Below are 16,011 nucleotides of genomic sequence, written 5' to 3'. Positions count from 1 at the left end.
AGGTTCCAGATGCAAGGCCGCAGAGTCGAGGCGACGGAGGCGTACGCATCATGTACGTTGAGGAAGCCGAGATTCGAGAACGCAGCAGATGGTGCCTTATCGACGGATCAGGATAAAGAGATGAAAATTGTCATTGCCGGTGGAGGCACAGGGGGCCACTTATATCCGGGCATTGCGCTGGCTAAAGCTTTTCAAAACTATTTCAAGGGGGTTCAGATTTTATTTATCGGGACGGAAAAAGGGATTGAATCGCGGGTTTTGCCCGGAGAAGGGTTTACCCTTAAAACCATTGAAGTCGAAGGATGGATCGGGAAAAACAGGATGACTTTGTTAAAAACCTTGATCCGTTTTCCTAAAAGTCTTGGACAAAGTTACCGCCTTTTGAAGGCGTTTAGACCCAATTTGGTGATCGGCGTCGGCGGATATGCTTCGGGTCCCGTTCTGCTGGTTGCGGCCTTTTTAAAGATAAAACGGATCATTTTGGAACAGAATGTCATTCCCGGTTTAACGAATAAAATATTGGGCCATTGGGTCCATCAGGTTTTTGGTTCTTTTGAAGGATCAAAAGCCTATTTCCCCAGGAAAAAGTTTTTCTTCTCCGGGAACCCCGTCCGAAAGGAAATTATCAATATTCGTGCCGGAAAAGAATCAGGGGAGTTGACGCTCCTGGTGTTTGGGGGAAGCCAGGGGGCACATGCTATTAATCAAGCCGTTGTCGACGCGCTGGACATTTTAAAGAAAGATCCCCGCCTCTCCATCCAATGGATTCATCAAACGGGACCCAAAGATTTTCAATGGGTGAAGGAGCAATACGAAGCCAAAAAAATATCTGCCAGGGTGGAACCTTTTATTTTTAATATGGCACAGGCTTATGAAACTTCCGATCTTGTCATTTGTAGAGCCGGGGCGACAACCCTTGCCGAACTGACCGCATGCGGGAAACCGGCGATTTTAATCCCTTTCCCGTTTGCGGCCCACCGCCATCAGGAAAAAAACGCCTATTTTTTTAAAAAAATGGGTGCGGCTGAAGTTATTGACCAGGCAGACCTGGACGGCCGGCTGCTGGCAAAAAAAATTGAGGGGATTTTCTTAACCCCGAACCAGATGAATCTAATGGCTGAAAAAGCAGCGGCGCTTGGGAAAAAAGACGCGGCTGAAGCCATTATCGACCGATGCCTCCAGTTGGGTTTGGGACATGTTTAGAAAAATCAAGCATCTTCATTTCGTCGGAATAGGGGGGGCCGGCATGAGCGGAATTGCCGAGGTATTGATGAACCTCGGTTATCGGGTAACCGGGTCCGATCTTTCGGTGACCGAAACCACAAAACGCCTTGAAAAGGCGGGGGGAAAGGTATTTGTCGGACATGATCCGTCCCATATTCAGGGGGCCCAGGTTGTGGTTGTTTCGTCCGCCATCGGGTCCGGAAATTGTGAAATAGAAACCGCGCGCCGGTTGAAAATTCCGGTCATTCCAAGGGCTGAAATGCTGGCAGAACTCATGCGCTTGAAATACGGAATTGCGGTTGCGGGATCGCACGGGAAGACCACAACGACTTCGATGATAGCCTCCGTGCTGGCGATGGGGGGGCTTGACCCCACCGCGGTGATCGGAGGAAAACTGAACCTTTTTGGAAGCCACGCCAAGTTAGGGCAGGGAGACTTTTTGGTGGCGGAGGCCGATGAAAGCGACGGGTCTTTCTTGAAACTTTCCCCTACGATGACGGTGGTGACGAATATCGATCGGGAACATCTCGAGTATTACCATGATTTAGAGGAGATTAAAAAAGTTTTTCTTGAATTTATGAATAAGGTGCCCTTTTACGGATGTTCCATCATTTGCCTGGATGAAAAGCCTCTTCAAACGATGATTCCCCTCCTCCAAAAAAGGCATGTCTCGTACGGGGTAAAAGAAATGGCCGATATCCGGGCGGAAACGATCGAAATGCGGGAGTGGCGCTCCTCTTTCGAGGTCGTTGGTTTTGGCAGGGGATTGGGGACGTTTTGCTTAAAAGTTCCGGGGCTTCATAATATTCAAAACGCGTTGGCGTCAATAGCCGTCGGGATTGAACTCGAAATCGAAGTGTCGTTGATCCGGAAGGCGCTTCAGGAATTCAGCGGCGTCGACCGCCGGTTCCACCTGCTGGGAGAACGAAAGGGAATCATGGTGGTGGATGATTATGGTCATCATCCGACCGAAATCCGGGCGACCCTTGCTGCGGCTAAACAGGGATGGAACCGGAGAGTGGTTGTTCTTTTTCAACCTCATCGATTTACAAGGACCCGCGATCTGTTGGAAGATTTTGGTCAAGCTTTTGATCACGCCGATCTCCTCTTTCTAACGGAAATTTACGGCGCGGGGGAAAAACCGATTCCAGGAGTCTCCAGCGAAAATCTTTTTCATCTATTAAAAAAAACGGGGCATCCAGAAGTGGAATATCTCCCCCGGAAGGGAGAATGGGTGAAAAGAATTTTACCAAAATTAAAAGAAAATGACCTGGTCATCATCCTGGGCGCCGGGGATATCTGGAAGGCCGGCCAGGAGATTTATCAATGCCTGTCCTGATATGAAAGAATCGTTGATAAAAACAATTGAATCGGCTTTGAAAAATTTCAAGGGGAAAATTCTCTACCGTGAACCCTTGAGCAAGTATACCTCCTTAAAGGTGGGTGGGAATGCGGACGCCGTAGTTTTCCCCTTTGATTTTGAAGATCTGACGCACCTGTTTGAAAAGATCCGAACGTTTAAAATTCCGTTTTTTATTATCGGGGCCGGATCGAATTTAATTATTCAGGACGGAGGAGTTCAGGGGATCGTCATCAAGCTGAGTCACTTTAACCGGATTGAAAAACTGGACTCAAAGACGCTCTATGCCGAAAGCGGCGTTTTTCTTCCCCGCTTGTTGAAATATACGCTGGACGCCTCATTGACAGGGTTTGAGTTTATCTGTTCCATTCCCGGGAGCGTCGGGGGAGCCCTTAAAATGAACGCCGGCATTTCAGGCAGGGAATTTTCCGACGTTGTGGAGTCGATTCGTATACTGACTTTTCAGGGCGGCCTTATGGAAATGGATAAAAAAGAGGCCTCGTTCGGGTATCGAACCTCAAAATTTCCGAGAGGGGTTTTGCTGGGAGGTGTTTTTAAACTTGATCAGGCTCCCAAACATGAGGTACAGGAGAAGATCGCCCTTCTTCTCAAGAAGAGAAGAGAAACCCAGCCGCTTTCCTATCCCAATGTGGGGTCGATTTTTAAAAATCCAAAGGGTTCATTCGCAGGGAAACTGATCGAAGAGGTGGGTTTAAAAGGATTCCAGATCGGCGGGGCGCAAATCTCTCAAAAACATGGTAACTTCATTATTAACAGGGGTTCGGCGAGTTCCAATGATATTATTCGTTTGATCAAGAAAGCGGGCAAAGAAGTGGAAGCCAAAAAAGGGGTCGTTCTTGAGCTTGAGGCTAAAATTGTAGGTAAAAATGCCGCTCACTCATAAGAAAATAGGTGTTTTAATGGGGGGAGATTCTGCGGAGTCTGAAGTTTCGATTAAAACGGGTACCGCGATTTTAAACGCTCTCACAAGGAACCATTACAAGGCTGTGCCCATTCAGATGGGGCGGTCGATTTGCCGTCTTTTAGAAGAAGAATCAATCGAAATCGTTTTCAACGGGTTGCATGGCAAATTCGGAGAAGATGGGTGCATTCAGGGATTGCTGGAGACCTTGAAAATTCCCTATACGGGATCAGGCGTTCTCGCGAGCGCGTTGGGAATGGATAAAGCGGCTTCCCGAAAGATTTTCATGCAACACAGCCTCCCTGTCCCAGGTTTTTATTTACTAAGAAAAGATCAAAAAGGGGACTTTTCAACACAGGCCGTTCCGTTTGGCCTTCCCTGGGTGGTCAAACCGGGTCAGGAGGGATCCAGTGTCGGTATTTCGATTGTAGAAACCTCTGATCTTTTAAAATCCGCGGTCGAAGAAGCGTTCCGGTATGGCGAAGTGATTCTGGTTGAACCCTACATTTCCGGCAGAGAGGTTCAGGTCGGAATCCTGGAAGACCGGGCTCTGGGGATTATTGAAATTAAAACGAAGAGAAAATTTTATGATTACACCGCGAAGTATGTTCCGGGTATGTCCGAGCATCTTTTTCCCGCGCCTTTACCGTCCGATCTCTACCAAAAAATCATGGAGATGGGGCTGGCCGGGCATCGTGCTTTGAATTGCAGGGGTTATAGCAGGGTTGATTTTCTGCTGGATCAAAATAATCAGCCCTATTTACTGGAGGTCAACACGCTTCCGGGCATGACCGAAACCAGCCTCCTCCCCGAGATTGCGCGAGGGGTGGGGATTCCGTTTGACCGGCTGGTGGAAAGGATTTTGTCCTGTGCTATTAAGGAAAAATAGACGGGGTCAGTACCCGGGGAAAAATGATAAACGGCTTCAGCCCAATCGGAAAAAAAAGACGCGGAGTCTTTTTCCGGTCATCGGGAAGGTTTTTTTGGTTTTATTGTCGGCGGGAGCAATCGGTGCCGGGGGGGAGGCGGCTACCTTCTGGATAAATTCTCTTGCGTTCTTTAAGGTTCAGGAAATCCAGGTCACGGGTTTGATTTATTTGAATGAAGATCAGGTCATGGCCCATTTGCTGGGGATTCGGCATCAATCGTTGTTTAAGATTAACCTCAATGAGGTTCGGAAGGATTTGGAAAATGAGCCCTGGATCCGAAAAGTAAGATTAAAAAAACATCTGCCGGATCTCATCGAGGTCCAGGTCACAGAAAAACACCCTGTGGGGTATCTTCGTGCAGGAGAGGGTACTTACCTGTCGGATGAAGAGGGGTTTTATATCGGGAAAGCGGAAAGGCCGCTCAAGAATATTCCTGAAATAAGAGGCGTACAGATTGAAAAATGGATTCATCGGAAGGAAAAGGAAGTGGGTTTGGTCAAACGGGCTCTGGAGTTTCTTCAAATGACGGCGAAACCCCATTTTCTCGTGGCCAAAGAAGATTTATCCGCCATAGAAATAACGTCGGATAATGACCTGGCCGCAACCATCGGGGGCACGACCTTTTTATTCCGGTATCCCTACGTTCCCCAGCAGTGGTTTCGCTTTCTCTCGGTCAAGAGTGATATTCTGGCCAAAAATATCCCGATCGAAAATATTGATCTGCGTTTCGCAGGAAAAGTCATTGTCAGGCCTCAAAAAGAAAAGACATAGTTGAAATGAAAAAGAATCCAAAAAAAAGCAAATGCGCTGTCACCCCCAAGAACAGAGATAGGATTTGAAACTCCTTGTTTTTCCTGTCATCGCGAGCACCCGTAGGGTGCGTGGCGATCTCGGCTCAAGATGGCGAGATTGCTTCGCTTCGCTCGCAATGACAACTTTCTATCTCTGTTTTAGGGTCACCTTACAAGTTTTGAGGGTTCCTTATGAGCAAGATTGAAAAAATTGTAGTGGGTTTAGATATTGGAACGACCAAGACCTGTGCGATTGTCGCAGATGTGGTTGATCATCAAAAAGTGAACATCATCGGGATTGGAACCCATCCTTCAAATGGCATTCGAAAAGGGGTGATTGTCAATATAGAGAGTACCGTAGAATCAATCCGGAAGGCTGTGGAAGAGGCCGAACTGATGGCGGGTGTTCAGATCAATTCGGTTTACGCGGGAATTGCCGGAAGCCATATTAAAGGATTCAACAGCAAGGGTGTCATCGCGGTTAAGGAGGAAGAGGTCCTTCAGTCCGACATTAAAAGGGTCATTGGAGCCGCAAAGGCCGTCGCGATCCCGCAGGATCGGGAAATACTCCATATCCTCCCCCAAACGTTTACGGTAGATGATCAAGATGGAATTAAAGACCCTTTGGGAATGTCCGGCGTCCGCCTGGAAGCCGCGGTCCATATTATTACCGGGGCTGTCGCCTCCTCGCAAAATATCGTTAAAAGCATACAACGGGCCGGGCTGGAGACCATTGAATTAATTTTACAACCCATGGCCTCCAGTGAATCGGTTTTGTTCCCCGAAGAAAAAGAATTGGGAGTTACGTTGATCGATATCGGAGGAGGAACAACGGACGTTGCTATTTTTAAAAATGGAAGCATTTGGCATACGGCCGTGATCCCGATCGGTGGAAATCATCTGACCAACGATATCGCCGTCGGATTGAGAACCCCGCTCGCCGAGGCCGAAAAAATAAAAATCAGGTACGGCTACGCTCTTAAAAAACAGGACAATCATGAGGAAACGATTGAAGTCCCCAGCGTGGGAGGGCGGGCGCCGAGAATTTTGTCCCGGAATTATCTTTCCGAAATCATTGAATCGCGTTCGGTTGAAATCTTTCAATTGGTTTCCCAGGAAATCAAAAAAAACGGCAAGAATGAAATATCCGCGTCCGGTGTGGTTATTACGGGCGGGAGCGCTCTTATGGAGGGAATGGTCGAAGTGGCGGAACGGGTCCTCGATCTTCCGGTCCGCGTGGGTTATCCGATTCATGTAGGAGGAGTGGCGGATGTGGTAAGGAGTCCGATGTATGCGACCGGCGTCGGGTTGATTTTATACGCAGTCCGCACCCGCGAAAGGCCGGAACAACACGCGCCTCAAAACGGAAATCTAATTTTAAAAATGAAGGAATGGTTTAAAGAAATTTTTTAAACATTAATCACAAAATGAGCCTGGCTGTGGAAGCGCGCTTGCCTTAAAAGAAGGAACGGGCGCCAGCGAGCCGGCTCTGTGCGGGGGGGGGACGTTATGTTTTTATTCGAAGAGGAACACGAACCTAAGGCTGCAAAAATTAAGGTCATCGGCGTGGGGGGGGGAGGATGCAACGCGGTGAATACGATGATCGCAAGCCATTTGGACGGGGTTGAGTTTATTGCCGTAAACACAGATGTCCAGGCGATGGGACTTTCTTTATCTCCGCAAAAATTGCAGATTGGAAGCAAGGCGACCAAAGGGCTGGGCGCCGGAGCTAACCCTCATATGGGGAGGGAAGCCGCTTTAGAAGATTCCGAAAAAATCAAGGAATTCCTTCAGGGCGCGGATATGGTTTTTGTGACCGCTGGAATGGGAGGAGGGACCGGAACGGGGGCCGCGCCCATCATCGCCCATATTGCCAAAGAACTGGGCGCTTTAACCGTCGCGGTCGTCACCCGGCCGTTTTTATTTGAAGGGTCCAAACGGGCCCAGCGGGCCGAGGAGGGAATTCATGAACTCAAGTTAAATTCCGACACCTTGATCGTGATTCCCAATCAGAAAATTTTAGGCCTGGTCGATAAAACCACTCCTTTGATATCTGCTTTTAAAATTGCTGATGACGTTCTTCATCAGGCGGTTCATGGAATTGCCGATTTAATTACCACCCCGGGCTTGATTAACGTGGATTTTGCGGACGTCCGAACCATCATGTCTTATAACGGCCGCGCGGTTATGGGAATGGGAAAAGGAACGGGGCCAAACCGTGCCGTAGAGGCCGCGCAAAGAGCCGTAGCGAGCCCCCTTTTAGATGAAGGGTCGATTGAAGGAGCCCAGGGAATTCTGATTAATATTACGGGGGGATACGATCTTTCACTTCACGAAGTCGAAGAGGCCTCCTCGATTATTCAAAGAGGCGCGGACCCTGACGCGAATATTATTTTTGGCGCGGTGATCAATGAAGCCCTTTCTGAAGAAATTGTGGTGACCGTTATTGCGACCGGCTTCGAAAAGAAAGGTCATCCCGAAAACGGACCGGTTAAAGAGAAAGAGATTTATAGAAAGTTCGAAGGCGCTCAAGCGGAGGCCGGCAAGGAGATGGATTCCCCAACATTTGTCCGGAACCGGTTGCCTCAAGTTCCGAAAGTGGAGGTTCAAATTGAGGAAGATGAGTGGGAAATCCCGGCATTTTTACGGAACAAACCGCGCTGATCCGATGAAAAACGGCAAGCTTTTTAATTTAGAGGAGTCCCAAAAGGCTCTTATGAGATCGATTCCCCGCGTTTTTGAAACGGCAGAAGTGGATTGTTTTTTTTCGCCCGAGGCTTCCTTTTTTGAAAAAATAACGGCCCCGGCATGTCAGGTCAAACAGGTCCATGGCCGGGCGGTTTTAGATGTCCGGTCCGAACATGTCAACGATCTTTCCGGTTCAAACTTCAGCCGATTCGAGTTTGACGGCATGTTAACCTCGCGGCCAAACCTCGTCTTAACCATTTATTCGGCCGATTGCCTTCCCCTGTTGTTCTTTGACCCGGAGAAAAAAGTGGTTGGCGCGGTCCATGCGGGCTGGAGGGGAAGTTTCCTCAATATCAGCCGGGACATGGTTAAAAAGATCGCTGAGGTTTATCAGGGAGACCCCGCTCATCTGCGGGTGGTATGCGGCCCTTCGATCCATGTCTGTTGTTTTGAAATTCAAAACGATGTCGCGGAAAAATTTCACGAAAAGTTTCCCCAATGGCCCGATTTAATCCGAAGAGAAAAGGGACGACAAACGCTCGATTTGCAGGCGTTGAATAGAAGACAGCTGATGGAGGAGGGGGTTTTAGAAAATAACATCGAAACCAGCGATGTTTGCACCTTTTGCTCAGCCCGTAGACTTCCCTCCTATCGGAGAGACGGCGCCCGGGCGGGTAGAATCATCAGCGGAATCCGGTTGAAATAACATGTCGATACGAGCCCGTTTAGACCTTGTCCGCAAGCGAATCACCCAAACCTGTTTAAAAATTGGAAGATCCCCGGAAGACGTTCAACTTATTGCCGTCACCAAAACGGTGGGGGTGGATCGAGTCATCGAGGCGGTTGAGGAAGGAATAAAAATCGCGGGGGAAAATAAGATTCAAGAAGCTCTTCCGAAAATGGAAGAATTGGAGAAAAAGGGGTATTCCCTGGAGTGGCATTTTATCGGAAAACTTCAGCGGAATAAAGCTAGGTTTGCCGTGGGACGATTTTCGTTAATTCACTCGGTCGACTCCGTGGGTCTGGCTGAAGAAATTTCACGTCAGGCTGAAAAAAAAAGGGTTCTTCAAAGTATTTTAATGGAGGTTAATTTGTCCGGAGAAATTTCCAAAGAAGGGTTTTCACCGGAAGAGGCTTTACTTGCTATGGAAAGAATGAGTCAGCTAAAATGGCTTAAAGTAATGGGTTTAATGACGATTCCTCCTTTCTCCTTAAATCCTGAAGGATCCAGGCTTTTTTTTAAATCTCTCAAAACCCTGGGTAAACGAATGGCAGGGCGATTGGAGCGGTCTTTTGAGGTCTATTCGATGGGGATGTCGAATGATTTTGAGGTCGCGATCGAAGAGGGAGCGACCCATGTCCGAATCGGCAGAGCCCTCTTTGGAGAAAGAGAGCCATGAGTCAGGCGAGTTTTTCGGTTTTAGGCGTGGGGAATATGGGATCGATCCTTTTAAAATCGCTCGTTTCCCTTCCCTTTACTTCGCCGGAGAAAATTTCTGTTTTCGACCCGGACCCGCTTTCCATGAAAAAAGCGGGAAAATACAAGGTCCGGGTGGCCCGCCATTTGAAGGAAGCCGTCGAGGGGAAGGCGTTCGTGGTCCTGGCCGTCAAACCTCAAATGATGACCGCGCTGTTAAATGAAATCAGGGATTTTCTTTTGCCCGAAGCGGTTGTGGTCTCTGTAGCCGCCGGGGTGTCGATTGAAAAAATTCAAACGGTTTTAAAACGGGATCAGAAGGTGGCTCGCGCGATGCCCAATACCCCGGCCATCCTGAAAAAGGGGATGACCGCTCTTGTTTACAGCGGGAGGCTGTCGTCCGAAGAAAAGGCTTTCGTGAGAAGAATTTTTAACCGGGTCGGGAAAACAATCGTCGTGACCGAAGATAAAATGGATGCCGTAACAGCCCTGTCGGGAAGCGGACCGGCCTATGTTTTTACGTTTGTCGAAGCTTTAGTCGAGGGCGGCGTTAAAATGGGCCTGTCTGAACCCGTGGCCTACCAGATGGCAACGCAAACCCTTTTTGGGGCCGTCAAAATGCTGATCAAGCTGGACCTTACCCCTGCGGAACAGATTAAAAAAGTGACCTCACCGGGGGGGACGACGCTTGCAGGACTCGCCATGCTCGAAAGCGGACGATTTAAAGAAATCGTGATTTCTGCGATGGAGGCGGCGGCCAAACGATCCGCCGAATTAGGAAGTGTCTGAGGTCCGTAACCCTTCAGTGAAGGGTGGGCATTGACGAAAGTGCCTGGTATGCCATGGATGGAGACTTCGATGAATTCAAGAACAGAGTTAGAAAGCTGTCATTGCGAACAAAGTGAAGCAATCTCAAGACTTTACGATAAGATTGCCACGCACCCTTCGGTGCTCGCAATGACATGATTAATAAGTGGGTGCGAAGTCTATCGCTGGTCTTGGGTGTTTAACGGGTACTTTTATCGGCTGGATAGGGTATAATAAAACATTAAGGTTTCGTCTTTCGCCATGAGGAGCAAAAACAAATTATGTTTGTGATGGGAAATTTTATAGCTTCATTTGCGACCCTGTTAGACTATGCCTTAACGATTTATACCTACATTATTATCGCCCGGGCCCTGGTATCGTGGGTCAATCCCGATCCCTATAATCCGATCGTACAGTTTTTACACAAGGTCACGGAACCCGCCCTTTACCCTTTTCGAAGAATGATGGGAAGTTATGGTTTCGGGATTGATCTTTCCCCTTTAATTGTTATTTTAATTATTTATTTTTTACAGAGTTTCCTCGTCAAAACACTTTATCAATTTGCGAGGCAATTTTCTTAAAAAGTGAGGACACATGAAAATCACACCGCTTGATATTCAGCAAATGGGATTTAAAATCAGATGGAAGGGATATGATAGGGAAGAAGTCGATACTTTCCTTAGCACTCTAACCGAGGACTATGAGGCTTTGATTAAAGAAAACCTTTATTTAAAAGAGCAGATGGCTCATGTTGAAGCTGAATTGACCGAATTAAAAAAGAAAGAAGTGCTTCTCAGTCAAACGTTGATCTCCGCACAGGGACTCGTGGAAATGCAAAAGGCCAATACGTTGAAAGAATCAACGATGATGATCAGGGAGGCGGAAGTTCAGGGGGAGCAAATTATCAAGAACGTGAAGGAAGAAGCCGCCCGGTTAAGAAGTGATTTAATTCATTTAAAACGGCAAAAACTTCTCTTTATTGAACACTTAAGATCGATGGTCAAAAGCTTTGAAGTGTCCTTATCCGTTGAAGAGCAAGCGGAAAAAGAAACAGAAAAACTTTCCTAGGGTATCATAAAAAAACATGAGAGAAACTTTCATTTTTTGTAAGAGGAAATTTATCGTTAGCCTCTTTTTAACCGGAATTTTCGGTGTCATGATCCCTGTGGTTTTAAAAGCCGAACCTCAGGTCCCGTCGGAATCTTTTTCCCTTCCTTTTTCCCCTGAATTTTCCCACCCGGTTAACCACCAGTATCAGACTGAATTTGCTGATGGAAAAACCGTCATCTACACGCTTGATCCGACTCTTCAGGAAAGGATGAAAAAGTACTTAAAAGACTATCGTGTTCCTTACGGCGTTTTTGTCGCCATCGACCCTTCTTCCGGAAAGGTTCTCGCTCTGGCCGAACATTCCAGCTATAACCCGGGCTTGAAGGGGCTTTCCGTCAAAGCGACCTATCCGGCGGCTTCGATTTTTAAACTGGTGACCGCGGCCGCGGCTCTAGAGGAGAAAAAAGCCAATCCGGATACGATGATTGCGTTTCATGGCGGGCTCTATCGCCTGCGGAAAACAAATTGGGAGGATGATCCGGAAAGAGACTTTAAAACCATCTCTTTATCGGATGCGCTTGCCAAATCAGCGAACGTTCCTTTTGCGAAAGTGGCCAGCCGCTGGCTGGACAATTCGACCCTCCTTTCCTATGCCAATGCTTTTGGTTTTAATCGCCCAATTTTTTTGAAATTCCAGTTCAAATCAGCCACGCTTATATTCCAGAAGGCAGGAAACAGGTGGCCTATACCGCGGCAGGATTTGGCGACATTGAGATGAGTCCTTTACATGGCGCTCTAATTGCGTCTGCCATCGGAAACGGCGGGGATTTTCTCGTTCCTCATTTAATCGAAAAAGTGGTAGATAAGAACGGAAATGAGCTGTATGCGCCGACGAAAGAAGTCGTCGGGCAGGTTGTTTCAAAAAACACCACCGACCTTTTAAGAGAGATGATGGGCAAAACAGTCATCATGGGAACCTCGCGAAGGGCCTTCCGGTCTTACCACCGGTCTGCGGCCCTCCGAGATATTACCATTGGCGGAAAAACAGGGTCCCTGACAGGGAATGACCCTCGCGGAAAGTATAGTTGGTTTGTGGGAATGGCGCCTCTTGAAAAGCCGGAGATTGCAATAGCCGCCCTTGTCATCAATAATGGCCGCTGGCGGATCAAGGGATCGGATATTGCCAAAGAGGGATTCACGGTTTTCTTTAAGAGGTCCGAATGACGACCCTGCCCCTGGAGGTTTCAAAAGCAAAACATATCCATATGGTTGCCGTCTGCGGGACCGGAATGGGATCGCTCGCGGGGATGTTAAAGGCCTCCGGCTACCGGGTGACCGGCTCGGATGAGCATATTTACCCGCCCATGAGCGCCGTGTTGAAGGATCAGGGGATCGAATGCCGGAATGGATTTTCAGAAAAAAACATTGATCCCGATGTGGATCTGGTGATCATCGGAAATGCGGTGTCCAGATCAAATCCCGAGGTTCAGGCGGTTCTTTCAAAACAGCTTCCTTATCTTTCACTGCCTCAGGCGCTGAGCCAATTTTTTCTTCAGGGAAAAAAAACTGTGGTCATAACGGGAACCCATGGAAAGACGACAACCTCCTCTTTAATCGCATGGGTCCTGGAAGCCGCGGGATTGAATCCCGGATTTATGATCGGAGGATTTGTAAAAAACTTCAAAGGAAATTATCAGTTGGGAAAAGGTCCTTTTTTTGTGGTTGAAGGAGATGAATACGATTCCGCTTTCTTCGATAAAGGTCCGAAATTTCTCCATTATCGGCCGATGTACAGCATTTTAACCAGCATTGAGTTTGATCATGGAGATATCTATAAAGACCTTCGTCATATTCAGCAGGCTTTTCATCAATTCATCCAGCTGATTCCCTCAGAAGGAATGCTGATGGTTTCAGGAGAAGATTCGAATATCAAGGAAATCCTGGGCGATTGCCGCTGTCGTTTGGAAACCTACGGGCTGGATGGAACATACGATTGGAGCGCTCGCAAAATCGAGGCGTCCAAAGAAGGGCTTTCCTTCGATGTTTATTATCAGGGATCGCAATTTGGATCTTTTGTGACGCCTTTAATGGGACACTACAATTTAAAAAATAGTCTGGCAGTGATTGGCTTGAGTTTTCATTTAAAGTTGACCAGGGAAGACATTCAAAAAGGAATAGAAACATTTCAAGGCGTCAAGCGGCGCCAGGAGATTGCAGGGGAAGTCGATCATATCCTGGTGATGGACGATTTTGCGCATCATCCGACGGCGATTAAAGAGACCTTGAGCGGGATTAAGATGAGATATCCCGGGAGAGCGATCTGGGTTATTTTCGAACCTCGTTCCGCGACCAGCCGAAGGAACTTTTTTCAAAAAGAATTCAGTCAAAGCTTCAACCTGGCTTCAAAGGTCATTATCTCTCACCCGATCGGCCTGGAAAAGATTCCCCCGCAAGAACGGCTGGATCCCGCTCAGCTTGTGCGGGACATCGGTCTGTCGGGGACAGAGGCCTTTCTTTATCAAAATGCCGATGAAATCGTTTCCAGGATTGTGCCTAAAATTCAATCGGGGGATTTAATCTGTGTCATGTCGAGCGGGGGATTTGACGGAATCCACGGAAAACTTTTAAAAGCCCTGCAAAACCGCTAATGGTTTGGTGAAGACCTCATTCCACGAAATCGAATCCCTTCTTGAGCAGGCCGTTTCAAAAAAAATTTGTTCAGGAGCATCGTTACTGGTTTTCTATCAAGGTGAAATCTCATTCCAAAAAGAGGCGGGGTTTACTTCTTTTCATCTTGGAGGGCTGATTCCAGAGCCGGTAAAAAAAAATACCCTCTTTGACCTGGCTTCATTAACCAAGCCCCTTGTGACGACCCAGCTCATCGCGCTTTTCATTCAGGAAGGAATTCTTTCCCTGGATCAAACCGTGGGTCAATTGTTGGAAAAACCTCTTTCCAGAGAACTTTCGGGAACAACTCTAAGAGCCTTATTAAATCATTCATCGGGCCTTCCCGACTGGAGGCCTTATTATTCCTCCATTGATCCCAAAACCGATCAGGCAAAAATTAAAAATTCCATTTATCGAGCCATCCATGAGGAACCTTTAGTCTATCCACCGGGAACCCGGAATGTGTATAGTGATCCTGGATTTATTTTATTGGGAGAAATTCTTGAGAGAAAAACCGGAAAAAATCTCGACGAGTTATTTCAGGAGAAGATAGCAGACCCGTTAAACTTGCAGGATATCGGCTTTATTCCGCGCGACCGGCCCGGTCCGTTAAAAGGGGGGAGAGCGTTTGTGGCCACGGAAAATTCGGCGGATCGGAAAAAGGTCATCCAGGGGGAAGTTCATGACGATAACGCTTTTGTGATGGGCGGGGTAGCGGGACACGCGGGTTTGTTTGGGACTGCCCGGGGGATCTATGGCTGTTTTGGGGAATGGAGACGCGGCTATGCGGGTAAAGGAAGAATTCTGGAGGCTTCAACGGTGAAGGCTTTTGTTGAACGAGAGCGGTTTACCGGAGATTGGGGGCTGGGGTGGATGTTCCCTTCTGCCCCTTCAAGCGCCGGGCGCTATTTTTCAAGGCGCTCCTTTGGTCATCTGGGTTTTACCGGAACCTCCCTCTGGTTTGATCCTGCTGTCGATCTGGGGGTTATTTTCCTTTCGAACAGGGTTCATCCCACGCGAGAAAATAATGCCTTGAAGGAATTCAGACCCCTCCTCCATGATCAGATCTACCAGACGGTCATTCATAAAGGTCTTCCATGAAAAAGCCGAAAGCCCTGAAAAAAGGGGACGCCATCGGGATCGTTGCTCCTGCGGGGAAAATGGATCCATCTGCTCTTGAAAAGGGGCTGGAGAGGATTCGAAAACTCGGTTTTGAGGTCGTCATGGGCAAACATCTTGCCGATTCGTTCCGTTATTTTTCCGCAACTGACCGGCAAAGAGCTGAAGACCTTCAATGGATGTTTGCCCAGGATGTCAGGGCAATCCTTTGTGCCCGCGGGGGATATGGATCGGTGAGATTAATTCCCCATTTAGAGATGAAACAATTAAAAGGATCGGATAAAATTTTTATCGGGTGTAGCGACCTCACGACCCTTCTTCTCCATCTCTCCAACTTCGAAATTCCTGTTTTTCATGGTCCGATGGTTTCCCATTTCAGCCGGACCCAAAATCCCCTTTCTGACCATTTTTTTTTAAGAATGCTGACTTCCAGAGACCCCATCGGAAAATTTTTTCATCCCACGATGAAAAGTTTAAAAGAGGGAACAGGGGAAGGAGCCTTAACCGGAGGGTGTCTGTCGCTCCTTTGTAGTTCGATAGGAACGCCTTACGAGATCGATACGGAAGGAAAAATTCTCTTTATCGAGGAGGTCAACGAACCCCCTTACCGGATTGACCGGATGCTGACACACCTTAAAATGGCCGGGAAATTTCAAAAGGTAAAAGGAATTTTATTTGGGACGCTTTTGAATTGCGACCCGCCTCCCGATTCGGGTTACACCTTAAAAGAGGTGGTTTTGAGCTGTCTGGAAGACGTTGCGTGTCCGGCGCTTTGGGGGGTTCCTTTTGGGCACGGCAATGAAAACATCACCCTCCCGCTCGGTTTAAAAGTTCATTTAAATGGAAATGAACGGACGATAACCTTTTTAGAATCCCCCGTCGGTTAGGGGATTTTTCGGGTGTGAGACAAATTTATGGGTAAACTTCTCACCCGGTTGCCCGATTTCCCCAAAACTCCTCCCACCGGCCGCTGATTTGGCAGCAGCGCAGGGCGATAATCGCATTGGCGCCTTTGACGGTCCATCTCATTCCCGACT

At 47.9% G+C, this 16,011-nt stretch carries 17 protein-coding genes; all 17 read left to right on the top strand.

All coding sequences use genetic code 11. The features are described from left to right. Positions 1 to 120 precede the first annotated feature (120 nt). The 17 genes from murG to HYR79_05080 all read left to right on the top strand — a co-directional run bounded on the left by murG (position 121) and on the right by HYR79_05080 (position 15,861). Positions 121 to 1,203 carry an undecaprenyldiphospho-muramoylpentapeptide beta-N-acetylglucosaminyltransferase gene (murG, locus tag HYR79_05160; GenBank protein ID MBI1821082.1) on the top strand — a complete coding sequence of 361 codons (1,083 nt, stop codon included), beginning with the start codon at positions 121 to 123 and terminating at the stop codon, positions 1,201 to 1,203. After that, positions 1,196 to 2,563, top strand: a complete 1,368-nt coding sequence (locus tag HYR79_05155) for a UDP-N-acetylmuramate--L-alanine ligase (GenBank protein MBI1821081.1) — start codon at positions 1,196 to 1,198, stop codon at positions 2,561 to 2,563. Before murG ends, HYR79_05155 begins: the two co-directional genes overlap by 8 nt. Before the next feature lie 13 nt (positions 2,564 to 2,576). Further along, a complete protein-coding gene (gene murB, locus HYR79_05150) occupies positions 2,577 to 3,488 on the top strand; it encodes a UDP-N-acetylmuramate dehydrogenase (GenBank protein MBI1821080.1) in 912 nt (303 codons plus the stop codon). Beyond that, positions 3,472 to 4,395: a D-alanine--D-alanine ligase gene (locus tag HYR79_05145; protein ID MBI1821079.1), complete on the top strand. Its 924-nt coding sequence runs from the start codon at positions 3,472 to 3,474 to the stop codon at positions 4,393 to 4,395. Before murB ends, HYR79_05145 begins: the two co-directional genes overlap by 17 nt. After that, positions 4,376 to 5,206 carry an FtsQ-type POTRA domain-containing protein gene (locus HYR79_05140; GenBank protein ID MBI1821078.1) on the top strand — a complete coding sequence of 277 codons (831 nt, stop codon included), beginning with the start codon at positions 4,376 to 4,378 and terminating at the stop codon, positions 5,204 to 5,206. Before HYR79_05145 ends, HYR79_05140 begins: the two co-directional genes overlap by 20 nt. 212 nt (positions 5,207 to 5,418) lie before the next feature. Beyond that, a complete protein-coding gene (gene ftsA, locus HYR79_05135; GenBank protein MBI1821077.1) occupies positions 5,419 to 6,639 on the top strand; it encodes a cell division protein FtsA in 1,221 nt (406 codons plus the stop codon). Between the two features lie 96 nt (positions 6,640 to 6,735). Then, positions 6,736 to 7,890, top strand: coding sequence for a cell division protein FtsZ (gene ftsZ, locus HYR79_05130; protein ID MBI1821076.1), 1,155 nt, complete (start codon positions 6,736 to 6,738; stop codon positions 7,888 to 7,890). Continuing rightward, positions 7,847 to 8,620, top strand: coding sequence for a peptidoglycan editing factor PgeF (pgeF, locus tag HYR79_05125; protein MBI1821075.1), 774 nt, complete (start codon positions 7,847 to 7,849; stop codon positions 8,618 to 8,620). Before ftsZ ends, pgeF begins: the two co-directional genes overlap by 44 nt. 1 nt (position 8,621) lies before the next feature. Continuing rightward, positions 8,622 to 9,314: a YggS family pyridoxal phosphate-dependent enzyme gene (locus HYR79_05120; GenBank protein MBI1821074.1), complete on the top strand. Its 693-nt coding sequence runs from the start codon at positions 8,622 to 8,624 to the stop codon at positions 9,312 to 9,314. Continuing rightward, complete coding sequence (gene proC, locus HYR79_05115) at positions 9,311 to 10,120, top strand: pyrroline-5-carboxylate reductase (protein ID MBI1821073.1); 810 nt, start codon at positions 9,311 to 9,313, stop codon at positions 10,118 to 10,120. Before HYR79_05120 ends, proC begins: the two co-directional genes overlap by 4 nt. Before the next feature lie 299 nt (positions 10,121 to 10,419). Then, positions 10,420 to 10,719 carry a YggT family protein gene (locus HYR79_05110; GenBank protein ID MBI1821072.1) on the top strand — a complete coding sequence of 100 codons (300 nt, stop codon included), beginning with the start codon at positions 10,420 to 10,422 and terminating at the stop codon, positions 10,717 to 10,719. A gap of 13 nt (positions 10,720 to 10,732) precedes the next feature. Next, complete coding sequence (locus HYR79_05105; GenBank protein ID MBI1821071.1) at positions 10,733 to 11,206, top strand: DivIVA domain-containing protein; 474 nt, start codon at positions 10,733 to 10,735, stop codon at positions 11,204 to 11,206. Positions 11,207 to 11,294: 88 nt separating this feature from the next. After that, complete coding sequence (locus HYR79_05100; GenBank protein MBI1821070.1) at positions 11,295 to 11,966, top strand: hypothetical protein; 672 nt, start codon at positions 11,295 to 11,297, stop codon at positions 11,964 to 11,966. Next, positions 11,927 to 12,412: a hypothetical protein gene (locus tag HYR79_05095; protein MBI1821069.1), complete on the top strand. Its 486-nt coding sequence runs from the start codon at positions 11,927 to 11,929 to the stop codon at positions 12,410 to 12,412. Before HYR79_05100 ends, HYR79_05095 begins: the two co-directional genes overlap by 40 nt. Next, on the top strand, positions 12,409 to 13,836 hold the full coding sequence (mpl, locus tag HYR79_05090) for a UDP-N-acetylmuramate:L-alanyl-gamma-D-glutamyl-meso-diaminopimelate ligase (GenBank protein ID MBI1821068.1): 1,428 nt from the start codon (positions 12,409 to 12,411) through the stop codon (positions 13,834 to 13,836). The genes HYR79_05095 and mpl overlap by 4 nt, the downstream gene beginning before the upstream one ends. 7 nt (positions 13,837 to 13,843) lie before the next feature. Further along, entirely contained in the window at positions 13,844 to 14,956 is a 1,113-nt protein-coding gene (locus tag HYR79_05085) for a beta-lactamase family protein (protein MBI1821067.1), read from the top strand. Then, positions 14,953 to 15,861: an LD-carboxypeptidase gene (locus tag HYR79_05080; GenBank protein MBI1821066.1), complete on the top strand. Its 909-nt coding sequence runs from the start codon at positions 14,953 to 14,955 to the stop codon at positions 15,859 to 15,861. Before HYR79_05085 ends, HYR79_05080 begins: the two co-directional genes overlap by 4 nt. Positions 15,862 to 16,011: the final 150 nt, after the last annotated feature.

Source organism: Nitrospirota bacterium, from assembly GCA_016178585.1.
Classification (GTDB): domain Bacteria; phylum Nitrospirota; class Nitrospiria; order JACQBW01; family JACQBW01; genus JACOTA01.
The sequence above is the reverse complement of the archived record's forward strand: the minus strand, read 5'-3'. Positions and strand labels throughout refer to the sequence as shown.